The sequence below is a fragment of the Arthrobacter sp. TJ-266 genome (genome assembly GCF_058269115.1).
In genome coordinates, this window is record NZ_JBZCNC010000003.1 from 186,267 (window position 1) to 201,241 (window position 14,975).

The window sequence follows — 14,975 nt, forward strand, 5'->3', positions numbered from 1 at the left end:
GTACCTCACTTCAATCCGGTGGTGGCGACGCTCTCGATGAAGCGGCGCTGGACAAACATGAAGACGACGACGAGCGGCAGGAGCGCAACCAGCGAGCCCGCCATCATGACGCCGTAGGGAACTATCCCGCCCGGACCGGTCAACAGCGTGAGCCCGGACGTGAGCGTGCCCATCTCCTGCTGCGTGGTGAAGATCAGCGGCCACAGGAGGTCGTTCCAGTTGTTGACGAACACGAACACCCCGAGCGTCATGAGTGCCGGCACCGCGTTGGGCAGCACCACGCTCAGGTAGACGCGGAACTCGGAGGCGCCGTCGATCCGCGCGGCGTTGTCCAGGTCCTTCGGCAGCGCCAGGAAGAACTGGCGCAGGAAGAAGATGCCGAAGGCGTCCGCCGCGCGCGGCACGATCAGCGCTGCGAAGCTATTGATCCAGCCGAGGTCGCTGGCCAGTTGGTACACCGGGATCAGCGTGGCCTGGAACGGGATCATGAGGCTCGCGATGATGAGGATGAGCAGCGGCTTCCGGCCCGTGAAGTCGATCCGCGCCAGCGCGTAGGCGGCCAGCGAGTCGAACACCAGCGCGCAGAGCGTCACCCCTCCGGCGAACACGAAGCTGTTGAGGATCAGCCGCGTGAACGGCAGGTCCTGGAAGATCCGTGTGAAGTTCTCCAGCGTCCACTGGCTCGGGAAGAGCGTGGGCGGAAAGGCGTTCACCTCGGCCGCGGGCTTGAACGCCGTGAGCACGATGATCGCGATGGGCAGCAGGATCACCGCGCTCGCGAGCGCCAGCACCGCTGCGGCGGACCACCGCTTGATCGCCGCGTTCCGCGCACGGCGCGTGCGTGCGGCGGACGACGACGGCGGGGTCGTCGGTGGGTGCGACGCGGGCACGGGCGCGGGTGTCGTCGTCGTTCCTGCTGTGCCCCGCTGGGGCGCGACGGCGCTCATCCCTCCCCCTCCTGCTCGCGCTTGCCGAAGAAGATGAACTGCACGAGGCTCAGGATCAGCGTGGCCGCGAGCAGCACGTAGGAGAGCGCGGACGCGAACCCGAGCTCGAGGTTCCGGAAGCCCGCCGTGTAGATCTGCATGACCACCGTCTCGGTGTTGCCGTAGGGGCCGCCGCCGGTCATCACGTAGATCTGGTCGAAGGCCTGGAGCGCCGCGATGAGCGCGAAGATCAGCACGAAGGCCGTGGTGTTGGAGAGCATGGGCAGCGTGATGAGGCGGAACCGCGCCCACGCCCCCGCGCCGTCCATGCGCGCGGCCTCGTACAGTGATCCGGGAATCTCCTGCAGCCCGGCCAGGAAGATCACCATGTAGAAGCCGAAGCTCTTCCACACCGCCACGAGCGCGACGGCGGGCATCGCCAGCACCGGATCCTGCAGCACGTTGCCGAGGCGGATGCCCGAGGACGCCAGCCAGTGGTTGAGCAGCCCCACCTGCGGGTCGATCAAATATGTCCAGGCGAGCGCCGCGACGGCGAGGCTCACGATGAACGGCAGGAACAGGGCCGTGCGGAAGAAGCCCCGGAACGGCAGCCGCGGATCGTTCAGCAGCAGGGCCAGCGCGAGGGCGAACCCCACGGCCACCGGCGTGAAGAGCACCGCGTAGAGGCCGGTGTTGAGCACGGCGTTGAGGATCTCCGGGTCCGTGAAGATCCGCGCGTAGTTCTCGAGCCCCACGAAGCGTTCGCGACCGAAGCCGCTGGCGTCGGTGAAGGAGAGCCGGAGCGCGGAGATCATGGGCCAGAACGTGAACGCCCCGAGGATCACGGCGGCGGGGAGGAGGAACCCCGCCGCCTGGACGGTGCTGCGGCGTCGTCGTCGTGCGCCTCCGGGGCGTCCGCCGAGCTGTGCGGGAGCACGGTAGCGCGGACGCGCCGTGGACTCCCGGTCGAGGGTGGTGCTCATGCTGGGTGCCTTTCGGGCAGGTGCCGGGTCGGCGCGCTACTGCGCGTCGAGGACGCCCTGGATGGTGGTCTGCGCCTCGCTGAGCAGGGCGTCGATGTCCTCGCCGGCCACGGCGCGCTGCGTCAGCTCGTCCACGGCGGTGAGCACGTCGGTGCTGTTGACCACACCCGGCAGTAGTGGGCGGCCGAACGCGGCCTGCTCGGTGAGCGCGGCGACCACCGCGTTCTCGGCGACGTCGCTCACCGGGATGTCCGAGCGCAGGGGCGGCCAGCCGGAGCCGAGGGACCATGCGGTGGCCTGCTCCTTCTGGAGGAAGTAGCTGAAGAACTGCTGCGCCGCCTCGGTGGTTGCGTCGTCGCCCTGGTCAGTGATGCCCATCGAGATGCCGATGGCCGATGCCGCCTGCTCTTCGGGCCCCGCGGGGACGGGCGCTATGCCGTAGTCGATGTTGTTCTCGGTGGAGAGCCCTGCCATCCACGGCCCGCCGAGGTACATGGCGGCCTTGCCGCTCGTGAAGAGGCCGTCGCCGGCGATCCCGTCGAGGCCCGTGGGGGAGATCTTGCCGGTCGCGATGGCGTCCACCCACGTCCGCAGGGTCTCGGCGTTCTCCTCGGAGTCGATGACGGCCTGGCCGTCCTCCACCACCCCTCCCCCGTTGCCGTAGAACAGGGTGGGCCACACGCCGTTGGCCACCGTGGCGTGGTCCGGCATCGCGACGCCGAACTGCTCCGGCTCGCCGTCACCGTTGGTGTCCTTGGTGAGCGTCTTCGCGGCCTCGAGCCACTCGTCCCACGTGGTGGGCGGCTCGGTGATGCCGGCCTCGGCGAAGAGCGCCTTGTTGTAGAACATGGCCAGCGGCACGAAGCCCGTGGGGACGCCGTACTTCACGCCGTCCACGGTCTCCATGTCCACGGTGGCCGGGATGAGCTGATCGGTGTTCGAGCCCTCCTGCGTGTAGAAGTCGTCGAGGGCCACGAAGGCGCCGCGGTCGGCGTAGACCGGGAGGCGCTCGGCGGGCATCGCCACGATGTCGGGGCCCTCGCCCGAGGAGAGCGCAGGCAGCAGGGTGTCGTCGATGACGGACCACGGGTTGGTCTGCACAGTGATCGTGACGTCCTCCTGAGAGGCGTTGAAGTCCTCGACGATCGCGTTCATCACGTCGCCGTCCGCTTCGGTGTAGCCGTGCCAGAAGGTCAGTTCGGTGGGGCCTTCGCTCGCGGCCTGGTCCCCGCCCTGCGAGCACGAGGTCAGGGAGAGCGTTGCGAGGGAGAGCACGGCCAGGAGGGTGATCGACTTCTTCATGTCGGTCCTTTCTTCTCCCACGTCGTCGTGGGTTAGGCGCTGATCGCGCAGTGCCCGACGGCGGGATCCTGTGCGCGGTAAACGTTGTAGGTAAACGTTGTACCAAAGCATGCACCGCGCGTTCGGATCACGCAAGGGGGCGAGGCGGTCAGCTTCTCCGGCGCGTCGATTCCCGCTCCACGAGCGTCAGCCCCGCGCGGATCTCCTCGGCAGCGAGGTCCTCGTGGGACCCGTCGATCCGGAGCATCAGCCGCTCCACGGCGGCCTCGGCCACCTGGTCCCGGCCCGGGTTCACCGAGGTGAGGCTCGGCAGGGAGAAGCGGGCCTCCTCGATGTCGTCGAAGCCGATGATCGCGACGTCCTCGGGGATGGACCGGCCGGCCTGCTGCAGCACGCGCATCGCGCCGAGTGCCAGGGCGTCGTTCAGGGCGAACACGGCGTCGAACGCGACGCCGTCGGTGAGGCACGCGGCCATCTCCTCCGCTCCCCCGGCGCGCGTCCAGGTGGCGGCGAAGCGCACCAGGCCGTCGTCGTACGCCACGCCGTGGGCCGCGAGCGCAGCCCGGTACCCCTCGAGGCGGAGGTCCGCGGTGGCCACGCTGTCGCCGTCGTTCGCGCCGAGGGCGAGGATCCGGCGTCGGTCGCCGGCGAGGAGGTGTGCCGTGGCGGCCTGGCCGCCCTCCACGTTGGCGATGGTGATGCGGTCCACCCTCCCCGCGAAAGGCGTGTCCCCGAGCACGACGACGGGCGTGTCCGCCTCGCGCAGAACCTCGACGTCGCCCTCGCCGACGTTGAGCGCGCTGTAGATGATGCCGTCCACCATGTGCTTGTGGGGGCTGCGCAGCGTGGCGAGTTCCTGTTCGCGGCCGCCGCCCACGGGCTGGATCACCACGGCGAGGCCCTTCGCTGCCGCGGCGCGCATCACGGAGTCGGCGAGTTCGGCGAAGTAGGCGTTGCGGAGATCGGGGACGATCAGGCCGATCATGCCGGAGCGGCCGGAGCGCAACTGGCGGGCGGAGAGGTTGGGCCGATAGCCGAGCTCCTCGATGACCTGCAGCACGCGCGCACGCGTCTCGGGCCGCATGCGGGCCTGACCGTGCACCACGTTGGAGACGGTCTTGATGGAGACCCCGCTGACCTTCGCGACGTCGCGGATCGTCACGGTCATGGGAGTCCTCTCTCTGGCACGGGCACCGACGCCGGACTCGACGTCGGGCCGGTCGCTCACGAGTCTAGGCGGCCCGGCGATCCGCCCCGCCTGTCATGGCGACTCCCCTGCGTCCGTCGATGCCGCTTTCACAGGAGCTCTTGACCCGCTCCTGTGCCGACCCTACGGTATGTACATCGTTGCAGTTCAACGTTGTACTTCATCGACCCGTCTCACGTCCTGCTGCCACTCCAGCGTCTTCGCGCTCGTTTCCGAGCGCCCTCTTCTGTCACACCTTCAACGGAGAAAACGTGCACCCTCAAGACGCTCTGCCCACTCATGCCCGACCCCACACACGACGCCAACGGCTGCTGCGCTCGATAGCGGCCCTGATACTCGGCACCGCCCTGCTCGCCACCCAGGTGCCCGCGGCCCCGCCCACGGAGGCGGTCACCACCGGCAACGGGGCCCTCGTCTACTCGCCACCCGCCGGCTCATCGTTCAACCCCGAAGGGGGCCGGGCCGCCGGCACCACCTACGCGAAGATCGTCTCGCTCAAGAACAGCGGCACGTCCAATGGCACCCAGCTCGTGACGTTCGATCAGCTGGTCCTCGTCAACGGGGTGCAGGTCTACCCCATCTACCGGAGCACCAACAACGGCACCTCGTGGTCGAAGGTGTCCGAGATCCGACCTTCGGCCAACTTCCCGAATTTGACCCGCACCTCGCAGCCGTATCTGTACGAGCTTCCGCAGCAGGTCGGCAACCTGCCCGCAGGCACGGTCCTGCTGACGGGCATGATCATGCCCCAGGACCGCTCCAGCAGCAGGCTCGTGGTCTACAAGAGCCTCGACAAGGGCGTCACCTGGTCCTTCCACAGCACCATCGATCAGGGCGGGCCGGCCACGTACGATCCGAGCCCCACATCGACCACCACCACCGTGTGGGAACCGTCCCTCGCCGTCGACGGCGGTGGCGGCCTCGTCGCCTACTTCTCGGACGAACGCCAGAAGGCCCGAGGAGTCCTGCAAGCCATCTCCTACCGTCGCTCGCTGGACGGCGGCCTCACCTGGGGTCCGCTCGTGAACGTCTCCGCGCCCACCAATCGCAGTGACCGCCCGGGCATGATCACCGTGACGAAGATGCAGGACGGCCGCTACATGGCGACCTTCGAAGTGGTGAACCGGCCGAGTCAGAGCAAGAACACCGCGCCGGCCTACTACAAGATCTCGCCGGACGGCCTGAACTGGTCCCCCGAGACGAGCATCGGGACACCGATCCGGCTCGCCGACGGCCGCGGCATCGGTTCCTCACCCTTCGTGAAATGGGTGCCGACCGGCGGGCCGAAGGGCACGGTCATCGTCGCCTCCAAGTGGTCGCTCGATCCGAGCGGGACCATCGACGGCGGACAGAACTTCTACGTCAACTACAACCTCGGCGAGGGCCCGTGGCAGCGCATGCCCTACGCGGTCACCTACGACGGACCGGACACCGAGGGCGGAACGTTCACAGGATTCGCCCAGGGCTTCGACGTCAGCCCCGACGGCCGCACCCTGTACCAGGCCACGAACGTCGAGAACCTTCGCACCACGTACAACGACGTCCGCGTGGGCTCCATCCCGCTCAACGCCACCTCCTACGAGGCGGAGTCCGCCGTCCGCCAGGACGCGATCGTGGTGCCCGACCCGGACACCTCCAACGGTTCGAAGGTCGGCAACATCAACAACCCCGGCAGCTCCGTGACCTTCACCGTCAACGCGCCAACAGCGGGCACCTACACGTTCAACGTGCGGTACGCCAACGGCACCGGGGCATCGAGCACGCACAACGTCCGGGTGAACAACGGCACCTCAACCGCCCTCTCGTACCCGGCGACGGTCAACTGGGGCCGCTACCAGTGGGCGCAGATGACCGCCTACCTCAACGCCGGCAGCAACAGCGTCTGGTTCACGAAAGGCACGTCCTTCGCCGAACTCGACGTGCTACAGGTGTACCGGCCGTAGCGGCTGGAGGTCGCGGCAAGGGCGGGAGTGCGACAGCACCCCGCCCTTCTCGCGCTCATCAGCCATCAGCGAACGCCGTCGACCCCGTGCAGCCTCGGCCCCGCTCCACCGAGGTGCAGCACGCCGGCCTTCGCCGCCTCGACCGCCGCGCACACGGCCCCGGTGGCCACGGAGCCCGCCCCGAGCGAGGAGAGCACCAGCTCCGGCACCGCGAGGTCCACCTCGCCCGGCAACAGGCGGCGTGACACCTCGGCCACCTGATCGAGGTTCTCCGCCACCGCCCCCGCCACGATCACGCGTGAGGGGTCGTAGAGGCTGCCGAACACCGCGGTGATGCGGGCCAGCAGTTCCCCGCCGCGCTCCACGATGCGCTGCGACCATGCGTCACCCGCCCGCGCCAGGTCGAGCGCGGCGCGTCCGGTGAGCTGGTCGGGCGGCAGGTCCGCCAGCGGATGACCCGCCGGGAACTCCCCGGCGGCCGCGGCGTCCCGCACCCACTCGGTGAGCCTCAGGCCCATGCCCGCGGCGCTCCCCACCCCGAGCACGTGGTCGAGCGCCACCATCTCGCCGGCTCCGCCGTGCGCACCGCGCAGCAGGCGGCCGTCGAGCACCACTCCGGCGCCGAAGCGGTCCCCGGCGAGGAGCACCACGTAGTTGCGGCACCCGCGCGCCGCGCCCACCGTTCCCTCGGCGATGGCCGCCAAGGAGGCGTCGTTCTCGAGGCGGACGATCCGCACCCACTCCTCCAGCATCGCCTGCAGGTCCGGGTTCATGAGCTGCCAGAAGTGCTCACGGTGGCTCGGTGACCTGCCGTCGGCGTCCACCGGCGCGGGCACGCCGACGCACACCGCGAGGACGTCGTCCCGTGCGTGTCCGGCCGCATCCAGCGCGGAGTCGATGGCGTCGAGCACCGCCCGACGCCGCGCGGTCGGGTCCGCGTCGGTCGCGTCGAGCTCGCGCGTCTCGGTGGCGATCGTCCGCCCACGGAGATCCGCCACGGTGGTGGTCAGGTGGGAGCGTCCGGCGTCCATCCCGACCACCACGGCGGCGTCGGACCGCAACTCGAAGCGGCGCGAGGGCCGTCCCTTGCTGTACTCCCCCACGGCTCGCGCATTGGGAAGTTCCCGCAGGAGGCCCAGGGAGATGAGCTCGTCGAGCCCGTCGATCGCCGTCGTCCGGGTCAGTCCGGTGGCCGCCATGGCGTCCGCGCTGACGAAGACACCGGCGTCCCAGGCGAAGGCCAGGAGGGCGTCGAGGCTCGCCCGTGGAGGCGCGCTGGTCAGGTGGGGCGTCATCGACAAGTACTTGACCCTCTCGTGATCGTGTTGGACCATGATCGCAGGAGACTTGATCTAGTCGCTAGATCAAATGGCCAGAGTATTTCCCCTCGACGAAGAGAACGGCAAAGGACAACGACGTGCCCACACCCTCCCGCCGCACACCCCGCCTGCTGGCCGCATCCCTCGGCCTCGCGCTGACCACCTCGGCCCTCGCCGGGTGCGCCGGCACCGGAGGCCCCGAGACGGTCCGCTTCCACCTCAGCAAGCCGGAGGCCATCCCCTACTTCAACGAGCTGATCGGCGAGTACAACGCGAGCCAGGACGACGTCGAGGTGGTGCTCGACTCGTCGTCGAACCTCCAGGCCGGCTTCCTCCGCGGCAACCCGCCGGATCTCGGTCTGCTGAACTACAACATGGAGATGGCGCGCTTCATGGAGCGCGGCGCCCTGAGCGACCTCTCCGACATGCCGGAGGCCGAGCGGATCCTCCCCGAGGTCCAGGACCTCGTGGACCAGTACGCCACCTACCCCGGGCGCACCAGCGTGCTGCCGTACTCCGTGATGGCGGCCTCCGTCATCTACAACAAGGACATCTTCGCGGCGCAGGGGCTCGAGGTCCCGGAGACCTACGAGGAGCTCATCGCCGTCTGCGAGCAGTTGAAGGCTGCGGGGGTCACACCGATCTACGGCACCTTCGCGGATCCCTGGACCGTGGCGCAGGGCTGGTTCGACTACACCGTGGGCGGGGACGTCGACGTCGCAGGCTTCTACGACGAGATGAACTCCCTCGGCACCGAGGTGGGCCCCGAGAGCCCGGTCTCCTTCGAGAAGGACTTCGCCGAGCCGCTCGGCTCCATGAAGGATCTGATCGAGAACTACACGAACCAGGACGCCGCATCCCGTACGTACGGCGACGGCAACCTCGCCTTCGCGCAGGGGCAGGCGGCCATGTACCTGCAGGGGCCCTGGGCGTTCGGCGAGATCGCGAAGACGAATCCCGATCTCAATCTCGGCACCTTCCCCCTGCCCATGACGGACGACCCCGAGGATCTCGAGGTCCGCGTGAACATCGACCTCGCCGCCTGGATCCCCGAGGCATCGGAGAACAAGGAGGGCGCACGTGCCTTCCTCAGCTACCTCTTCCGCCAGGACGTCATGGACGAGTACAACGCCGCGCAACTCGGCTACGGCACCACGGTGGATGCCGCCCCGGTCACCGATCCCCGGATCCTCGGCATGAAGGAGTACTACGACGCCGCGGACTTCTACCAGGGCCCCTCCAAGGCCATCCCGATCACCATCCCGATCGACAACTACGCGCAGGGCCTCGCACTCGGCAGCGACGTCGAGGGAACCCTGACCACGCTCGACGGCGACTGGGCGCGATTGGCGTTCCGCCAGTGACGCGCCACCCGCACCTCCCCTCCCAGCAGCATTCCGACCTGCAGCAGTCCGATCCAAGGAGCCGAGCATGACGAAGACGACGGCGGCACCTCCGCCGCAGGCCACTCCGGCTGCGGGGGCTACCGCAGCACCCGCGGCCCCCGCGAGGAAGCGGCGGGGCGTCGAGGGCATCTACTACGCCTTCCTCCTCCCGAGCCTCGTGATCTTCACGCTCGCGATCACCCTGCCCGCCGTCGTCGGTATCTTCTTCAGCCTCACGAACTCCATCGGCTTCGGGGACTGGGACTTCATCGGCTTCACCAACTACATCGCCTTGTTCTCCGACCCCGCGATCCTGCAGAGCTACCTGTTCACCCTCGGATTCGCGATCTGCACGGTGATCGTCGTGAACGTCATCGCGTTCCTGCTGGCCGTCGGGCTGACGGCGCGGATCAAGCTGAAGACGGGGCTTCGGACGGTGTTCGTGATCCCCATGGTGGTGTCCGGCATCATCATCGCGTTCGTCTTCAACTTCCTGTTCTCCAACTCGCTCCCCGCGGTGGGTCAGGCCCTCGGCATCGACGTGCTGAGTGAGAGCATCCTCGCCAATCCGGATCTCGCCTGGGTGAGCATCGTGATCGTGACCGCCTGGCAGGCCATCCCCGGCACGCTCCTCATCTACATCGCCGGGCTGCTCGCCATCCCGGGCGATGTGTACGAGGCGGCGGACCTCGACGGCGCCGGCAAGCTGCAGCAGTTGCTGCGCATCACGGTGCCGCTCGTCGCCGGGTACATCGTCATCAACGTGATCCTCGGCTTCAAGAACTTCCTCAACGCCTACGACGTGATCGTGGGCCTCACCGACGGCGGGCCCGGCACGGCCACCCGCAGCATCCCGATGACCATCGTCACCGGATTCACGGGCGGCGACTACGCCTACCAGATGGCCAACGCCACCATGTTCTTCATCATCGTGGTCGTCATCTCCCTCATCCAGCTCCGCCTCACGCGTGGAAGGAACGCCCGCTGATGTCCGTTCAACCCACACTCATCGCCAGAGATGTCGACGCCGCCGTCACCCTCGAGGAGAAGAGCGGTCGACGCCGGTCGAAGCGCGAGCCCTCGGGGCGGAGCGGACGCTCCAGCTGGTCACTGACCATCCTGCTGCTCCTGTCCGCGATCACGGTGATCGTGCCGCTGTACGTCACCGTCTCGATGGCCTTCAAGACCCAGTCGCAGGCGGTGGACGGCAACGCGTTCTCCCTGCCCGCACCGTTCAGCGTGGAGGGGTTCACCACCGCGTGGACCCTCACCGACTACCCACGGGCCTTCACGGTCTCCATCCTCATCACGGCGGGCACCGTGGTGGGCACCATCCTCCTCGGCGCGCTGGCCTCCTTCGCCATCTCGAGGAACTGGGACCGCAAGCTGTTCCGCTGGTCCTTCTACTACCTGCTGGGCGCCATGTTCATCCCGTTCCCCGTCGTCGCGCTCCCCCAGATCCAGCTCACCGGTCTCCTCGGCCTCGACAGCCCGCTCGGCGTCACGATCCTGCACATCATGTTCCAGCTGAGCTTCAGCATCCTGCTGTTCACGGCGTTCCTGCGCTCCATCCCGGCGGAACTGGAGGAGAGCGCGAGGATCGACGGCGCCAGCACCTGGCAGACCTTCTGGCAGCTGATCTTCCCGCTGTTGGCCCCCATGAGCGCGACGGTCGGCATCTTCGCCTTCCTCGCCTCCTGGAACGACTTCATGATGCCATCCCTGATCATCTCGGACCCGTCGCTCCAGACGCTGCCCGTGCTGCAGAACATCTTCCAGACCCAGTTCAGCAACAACTACAACGTGTCCTTCGCGTCCTACCTCATGGCCATGGCCCCCGCCATCCTCGTGTTCGTCTTCACGCAGCGGTGGGTCATGGAAGGCGTGACGCAGGGCGCCGTCAAGGGCTGACTACAAGCACGCACGCACGAGGGCTCCGCGCTGTCAGCGCGGAGCCCTCGTCGTTTACGCCTGCTGGGCGTCAGTCAGTCAGTCAGCCGGCGTGCGCCGCGGTGGCCGCATCAGGACGACGCCGACGGCGAAGATCGCGGTCACGCCGCCGAGAACCATGGTGAGCACGGCCTGGCTCGGTTCGTGCGGACCGAAGATCGCCGGAAGTGCGAGAACGAGCGCGGCCCCGGAGACGATCAATCCGATGAACAGGGTCAGGAAGGTACGGTTCACTTCTTCGCTCATGATCACTCCTGTGGTCGTGCCGTCAGGTTTCGAGCTTAGGTGAGCTTTCACGGTATGCAGCGGCACCGGATGGCACAACCCTGCGGAGGAACAACGCCCGTCACCGATCCCCGACCGGCGCCGCAATCGGCCGGCGCCGTGAGGGTGGTGGCCATGATCATGGGGCGCAGGACGCGGAGAACGAAGCTCGGCCACCCCTCGATCGATGTCAGCTCCTAGCAGGATCACCGACGACGAGAAGAACACGGGCCACGACCGTTCGCGGTGAGGACCCGTTTCGCAGGACAGGTCCGCGCGTTCGCGCCATGGGCAGGATCATCGAGACACGGCCTTCGCCGTGCACGAACGAGGACGGCTGTCGGCACCCCCGCCGCCCTGGAACTCCCGGCCGCGCACGCGCCGGCCGGGAGCCCTGGGATGGCAGAGGACTAGCCCTGCACGCCGGCGACGGACTCCACCAGGGAACGCAGCGGCACGGCGGCCGGCCGCGCGGCCCTGCTCCGCACCGTGATCGAGGCGCCCTGCGCAGCGGAGGCCAGCAGCGATTCCATGACGTCGAGCACGTGGAACGCGAGGTGCCCGTTGGCCCGGTACTCCTCGCCCGGCGCGGTCATCGCCATGTCCGCCAGCCCGAATCCCCTGCCCGCGTCGATGTAGCCGGCGCTGGTGGGGAGCGTGTCCCAGCCCTCCTCGCGAGCGCCGAGGGTGCAGATGGACACCTCGCCGTCGAAGTGGTTCGGGTCGGGGACGGAGAGGCTCGCCCGCTCGCCGTGGATCTCGATGTTGGAGGACCTCGTCTGCACGGCGTCGAAGCTCATGACGAGCGTGGACAGCGCACCGGACTCGTGCACCAGCACTCCCGTGACGTGGGAGTCGATCGAGACGGGGATCTGCTCGCCCTCGCGCGGGCCGCTGCCGATCGTCCGTTCGGTGCGTGTGTGGCTGGCGGCGCCGATGACGGAGGCCACCGGACCGAGCAGCGTGACGAGCGCGGTGACGTAGTACGGGCCCATGTCCAGGAGCGGCCCCCCGCCCGGCACGTAGTAGAAGTCGGGGTTGGGGTGCCACCGCTCGTGCCCGGGCGTCACCATGGTGGCACTCGCCGAGATGGGCCGTCCGATCAGTCCGTCGTCGATCGCCTGACGCGCCGTCTGGATACCCGTGCCGAGGACCGTGTCCGGCGCGCAACCCACCCGCACGCCCGCCTTCTCCGCCGCGTCGAGGACCGCACGGGCCTCAGCGGTGGTCAGGGCCAGGGGCTTCTCCCCGTACACGTGCTTCCCCGCCGCGATGGCCCGCAGGGCGATCTCCGCGTGGGCCGCCGGGATGGTCAGGTTCAGGACCGTGTCCACCTCCGGATCGGCCAGCAGCTCGTCCACGGTGAGCGCCCGCACGCCCTCCTGGGAGGCGGCGACGGACTGCGCGCGGCCGACGTCGAGATCCGCCACAGCGCGGAGGGTCACGGATGGCAGGTGCGGCAGGGTCTTCAGGTACTGGGCCACGATCGCTCCGCAGCCGATGATGCCGACGTTCAGCGGCTCGCCCACAGCAAACCCCTCTCGATGATGGTGCGTACGTTCGGGTCGTCGAGGATCTCGACGCGGTGGCCGGGGGTCGAGACGAAGATCCGCCCCTCACCCCACTGCCGCGTCCAGATCGCAGGTGAGGTCACCGGGCGGTTCCACGGATCCCACTCACGGACGGCCTGGGTGGTGGTCGCGAGCACGTCGATGTAGTCGTCCGCGAGTACCCAGTACTGCTCGGTCACGAGATCGAAGTCGCCGATGCCCTGCGTGATCGGGTGCTCCGCGGCGGCGGGCAGCATGGTCACGCGGTACGGCACGTAGTTGTCGGACTGCTCGCCGATTCTCTCGTCCGGGTGCTTGCCCGGGTGGCAGGCGAACTGCCCGCCGATCAGGTGGAGGTAGTCGGACTCGTTGCGGTAGGAGTCCGCGATCCCGCCGTGCCACCCGGCCAGTCCGGTCCCGGCCTCGACGGCCGAGCGGAGGCCCGCGAACTCGTCCTTCTCGATGGTGTTCATGGTGTTGCACTGGAGGATCAGGTCCACCGTGCGCATGTAGTCGGCGTCCGCGTAGATCTTCGGGGACTCCTCGATCCGCACGGTGTAGCCGTGGTCGCGGAGGAACGGGATGAAACGGTCCGTCGCCTCGATGGGCTGGTGTCCTTCCCACCCGCCCCGGACGACGAGTGCTTCGTTGTTGGTCATGGTGTCTCTTTCCTGAGGGAGTCGTCGGTGGTGACTGCGGAGGAGAAGGCCGCGTCGAAGGATGCGGCGGGAGGAGCGATGGTGGCGAGCTCGGTGAAGAGCGTGACGGACCGGGGTGCGTGCTCAGACATGCTGCCACCCCGCGTCCTGCGCGTCGCTCTGCTCCACGGCGCGCAGGACCCTCTGCACCTGCAGCGCGTCGGCGAAGGAGGGCGACGGCGTCCGCGCGTCGGCGATCGCCTGGACGAGGTCCACCACCTGGTGCGTGAACCCGTGCTCGTAGCCGAGGCCGTGCCCCGCGGGCCACCAGTTCCCGGTGTAGGGATGCACCGGTTCGGTCACGTTGATGGTGCTGAAGCCCGCGATCTCCTGCGGCTGCGTGCCGTCGTAGAACTCGAGCGAGTTCATGTGCTCGAAGTCGAAGGCGAGGGAGCCGAGCGTGCCGTTGACCTCCAGGCGCATGGAGTTCTTCCGGCCGAGGGCGAAGCGCGTGGCCTCGAAGACGCCGATCGCGCCGCCGTCGAACCGCGCGCTGAAGATCGCGGCGTCGTCCACCGTCACCGTCCCCATCCCGCCGTCCGTGGAGCCGGAACCGCCGAGGCCCGCCCGCTCCCCGCTGAGCGGGCGCTCGTGGACGAACGTGGTGAGCGAGCCGGACACCCCGGTGATCCCCAGCCCGGTCACGTACTGGGCGGCGTCGATGCTGTGCGCGCCGATGTCACCGAGTGCGCCGGAGCCCGACTTCTCCCGGTCGAGCCGCCACGTCATCGGCGAGGTCTCGTCGGAGAGCCAGTCCTGGAGGTACTGGGCGCGCACGTGCCGGATGGTCCCCAGGCGCCCCTGCTCCACGAGGCGCCGCGCCAGGGTGATGGCCGGGGTGCGGCGGTAGGAGAAGCCGCACATCGCGAACACCCCCTTTTCCTCGGCGGCCTGCGCAGCCGCGGTCATGCGCTCGGCCTCCTCCACGGAGTTGGCGAGCGGCTTCTCGCAGAGCACGTGCTTCCCCGCCTCGAGGGCGGCGATCGCGATGTCCGCGTGCGTGTCACCGGGGGTGCAGATGTCGATCAGGTCGACGTCGTCGCGCTCCACGAGGGCCCGCCAGTCGGTCTCTGTGTCGCGCCAGCCCATGGCGTCAGCCGCCGCCCGGACAGCGGTCCCGTCGCGTCCGGCGAGGACGGCGAGATCCGGCCGGAGCGGCAGGTCGAAGAAGCGCGGAGCGGTGCGCCAGGCATGGGAGTGCATGGCGCCCATGAAGGCGTAGCCCACCATCCCGATGCGCAAGGCCGGTTGTGACGGAGAGGTCATGAGGCTGGGTCTTCCTTTCGGTCTGTTTGGCGCAGTTCACAGTGGGTCGGCCAACGGGTCGGCGGATGCACCGGAACCTACGTCAGGATCAGCGGAGACGGGATGCCGCTCCGCTCGTTCCGAGGTTCGGCGGACGAGCACAGGATGCTCGCGCTCCTGGTCGTCCGCCCCGTGATGACCCG

Annotated in this window: 14 protein-coding genes; 4 read left to right on the forward strand and 10 right to left on the reverse strand. The window is 68.6% G+C overall.

The window, feature by feature from the left end; genetic code table 11:
- Nucleotides 1–5 precede the first annotated feature (5 nt).
- The 4 genes from AC4D12_RS09515 to AC4D12_RS09530 all read right to left on the reverse strand — a co-directional run bounded on the left by AC4D12_RS09515 (nucleotide 6) and on the right by AC4D12_RS09530 (nucleotide 4,379).
- Nucleotides 6–947 (reverse strand): carbohydrate ABC transporter permease, encoded by a 942-nt coding sequence (locus AC4D12_RS09515; RefSeq protein WP_490949685.1) that lies wholly within the window; start codon nucleotides 945–947, stop codon nucleotides 6–8.
- Nucleotides 944–1,909: a carbohydrate ABC transporter permease gene (locus tag AC4D12_RS09520; RefSeq protein ID WP_490949686.1), complete on the reverse strand. Its 966-nt coding sequence runs from the start codon at nucleotides 1,907–1,909 to the stop codon at nucleotides 944–946. The genes AC4D12_RS09515 and AC4D12_RS09520 overlap by 4 nt, the downstream gene beginning before the upstream one ends.
- Before the next feature lie 36 nt (nucleotides 1,910–1,945).
- Nucleotides 1,946–3,211: an ABC transporter substrate-binding protein gene (locus AC4D12_RS09525; protein ID WP_490949687.1), complete on the reverse strand. Its 1,266-nt coding sequence runs from the start codon at nucleotides 3,209–3,211 to the stop codon at nucleotides 1,946–1,948.
- A gap of 148 nt (nucleotides 3,212–3,359) precedes the next feature.
- Entirely contained in the window at nucleotides 3,360–4,379 is a 1,020-nt protein-coding gene (locus AC4D12_RS09530) for a LacI family DNA-binding transcriptional regulator (protein ID WP_490949688.1), read from the reverse strand.
- A 290-nt stretch (nucleotides 4,380–4,669) separates the two neighbouring features.
- Here AC4D12_RS09530 and AC4D12_RS09535 point away from each other — a divergent pair, with 290 nt between their 5' ends.
- Nucleotides 4,670–6,361, forward strand: coding sequence for an exo-alpha-sialidase (locus AC4D12_RS09535; RefSeq protein ID WP_490949689.1), 1,692 nt, complete (start codon nucleotides 4,670–4,672; stop codon nucleotides 6,359–6,361).
- 65 nt (nucleotides 6,362–6,426) lie between these two features.
- On the opposite strand, the gene AC4D12_RS09540 is transcribed toward AC4D12_RS09535, so the two are convergent.
- Nucleotides 6,427–7,656 carry an ROK family protein gene (locus tag AC4D12_RS09540; RefSeq protein WP_490949690.1) on the reverse strand — a complete coding sequence of 410 codons (1,230 nt, stop codon included), beginning with the start codon at nucleotides 7,654–7,656 and terminating at the stop codon, nucleotides 6,427–6,429.
- A 122-nt stretch (nucleotides 7,657–7,778) separates the two neighbouring features.
- Here AC4D12_RS09540 and AC4D12_RS09545 point away from each other — a divergent pair, with 122 nt between their 5' ends.
- The 3 genes from AC4D12_RS09545 (at nucleotide 7,779) to AC4D12_RS09555 (ending at nucleotide 10,976) form a co-directional block, all read left to right on the forward strand.
- Nucleotides 7,779–9,044 carry an ABC transporter substrate-binding protein gene (locus AC4D12_RS09545; RefSeq protein WP_490949691.1) on the forward strand — a complete coding sequence of 422 codons (1,266 nt, stop codon included), beginning with the start codon at nucleotides 7,779–7,781 and terminating at the stop codon, nucleotides 9,042–9,044.
- A 67-nt stretch (nucleotides 9,045–9,111) separates the two neighbouring features.
- Nucleotides 9,112–10,053, forward strand: a complete 942-nt coding sequence (locus AC4D12_RS09550; RefSeq protein WP_490949692.1) for a carbohydrate ABC transporter permease — start codon at nucleotides 9,112–9,114, stop codon at nucleotides 10,051–10,053.
- The gene (locus tag AC4D12_RS09555) at nucleotides 10,053–10,976 is read left to right on the forward strand and encodes a carbohydrate ABC transporter permease (RefSeq protein ID WP_490949693.1); all 924 of its coding nucleotides are present in this window, start codon (nucleotides 10,053–10,055) and stop codon (nucleotides 10,974–10,976) included. The genes AC4D12_RS09550 and AC4D12_RS09555 overlap by 1 nt, the downstream gene beginning before the upstream one ends.
- Before the next feature lie 78 nt (nucleotides 10,977–11,054).
- Here AC4D12_RS09555 and AC4D12_RS09560 read toward each other — a convergent pair whose 3' ends face one another.
- The 5 genes from AC4D12_RS09560 to AC4D12_RS09580 form a co-directional block, all read right to left on the reverse strand.
- Nucleotides 11,055–11,261 carry a hypothetical protein gene (locus tag AC4D12_RS09560; protein WP_490949694.1) on the reverse strand — a complete coding sequence of 69 codons (207 nt, stop codon included), beginning with the start codon at nucleotides 11,259–11,261 and terminating at the stop codon, nucleotides 11,055–11,057.
- 428 nt (nucleotides 11,262–11,689) lie between these two features.
- Nucleotides 11,690–12,808 carry a Gfo/Idh/MocA family protein gene (locus AC4D12_RS09565; protein ID WP_490949695.1) on the reverse strand — a complete coding sequence of 373 codons (1,119 nt, stop codon included), beginning with the start codon at nucleotides 12,806–12,808 and terminating at the stop codon, nucleotides 11,690–11,692.
- Nucleotides 12,793–13,488 carry a ThuA domain-containing protein gene (locus tag AC4D12_RS09570; RefSeq protein ID WP_490949696.1) on the reverse strand — a complete coding sequence of 232 codons (696 nt, stop codon included), beginning with the start codon at nucleotides 13,486–13,488 and terminating at the stop codon, nucleotides 12,793–12,795. Before AC4D12_RS09570 ends, AC4D12_RS09565 begins: the two co-directional genes overlap by 16 nt.
- Entirely contained in the window at nucleotides 13,485–13,619 is a 135-nt protein-coding gene (locus tag AC4D12_RS09575) for a hypothetical protein (protein ID WP_490949697.1), read from the reverse strand. The genes AC4D12_RS09570 and AC4D12_RS09575 overlap by 4 nt, the downstream gene beginning before the upstream one ends.
- A complete protein-coding gene (locus tag AC4D12_RS09580) occupies nucleotides 13,612–14,793 on the reverse strand; it encodes a Gfo/Idh/MocA family protein (RefSeq protein WP_490949698.1) in 1,182 nt (393 codons plus the stop codon). Before AC4D12_RS09580 ends, AC4D12_RS09575 begins: the two co-directional genes overlap by 8 nt.
- Between the last annotated feature and the right edge of the window lie 182 nt (nucleotides 14,794–14,975).

What these genes read in the sequence shown, in the direction of transcription:
- AC4D12_RS09560 (WP_490949694.1), bottom strand. Translation starts at nt 11,261, where the DNA reads ATGAGCGAAGAAGTGAACCGTACCTTCCTGACCCTGTTCATCGGATTG.
- AC4D12_RS09515 (WP_490949685.1), bottom strand. Translation starts at nt 947, where the DNA reads ATGAGCGCCGTCGCGCCCCAGCGGGGCACAGCAGGAACGACGACGACA.
- AC4D12_RS09570 (WP_490949696.1), bottom strand. Translation starts at nt 13,488, where the DNA reads ATGACCAACAACGAAGCACTCGTCGTCCGGGGCGGGTGGGAAGGACAC.
- AC4D12_RS09540 (WP_490949690.1), bottom strand. Translation starts at nt 7,656, where the DNA reads ATGACGCCCCACCTGACCAGCGCGCCTCCACGGGCGAGCCTCGACGCC.
- AC4D12_RS09580 (WP_490949698.1), bottom strand. Translation starts at nt 14,793, where the DNA reads ATGACCTCTCCGTCACAACCGGCCTTGCGCATCGGGATGGTGGGCTAC.
- AC4D12_RS09575 (WP_490949697.1), bottom strand. Translation starts at nt 13,619, where the DNA reads ATGTCTGAGCACGCACCCCGGTCCGTCACGCTCTTCACCGAGCTCGCC.
- AC4D12_RS09520 (WP_490949686.1), bottom strand. Translation starts at nt 1,909, where the DNA reads ATGAGCACCACCCTCGACCGGGAGTCCACGGCGCGTCCGCGCTACCGT.
- AC4D12_RS09530 (WP_490949688.1), bottom strand. Translation starts at nt 4,379, where the DNA reads ATGACCGTGACGATCCGCGACGTCGCGAAGGTCAGCGGGGTCTCCATC.
- AC4D12_RS09525 (WP_490949687.1), bottom strand. Translation starts at nt 3,211, where the DNA reads ATGAAGAAGTCGATCACCCTCCTGGCCGTGCTCTCCCTCGCAACGCTC.
- AC4D12_RS09550 (WP_490949692.1), top strand. Translation starts at nt 9,112, where the DNA reads ATGACGAAGACGACGGCGGCACCTCCGCCGCAGGCCACTCCGGCTGCG.
- AC4D12_RS09555 (WP_490949693.1), top strand. Translation starts at nt 10,053, where the DNA reads ATGTCCGTTCAACCCACACTCATCGCCAGAGATGTCGACGCCGCCGTC.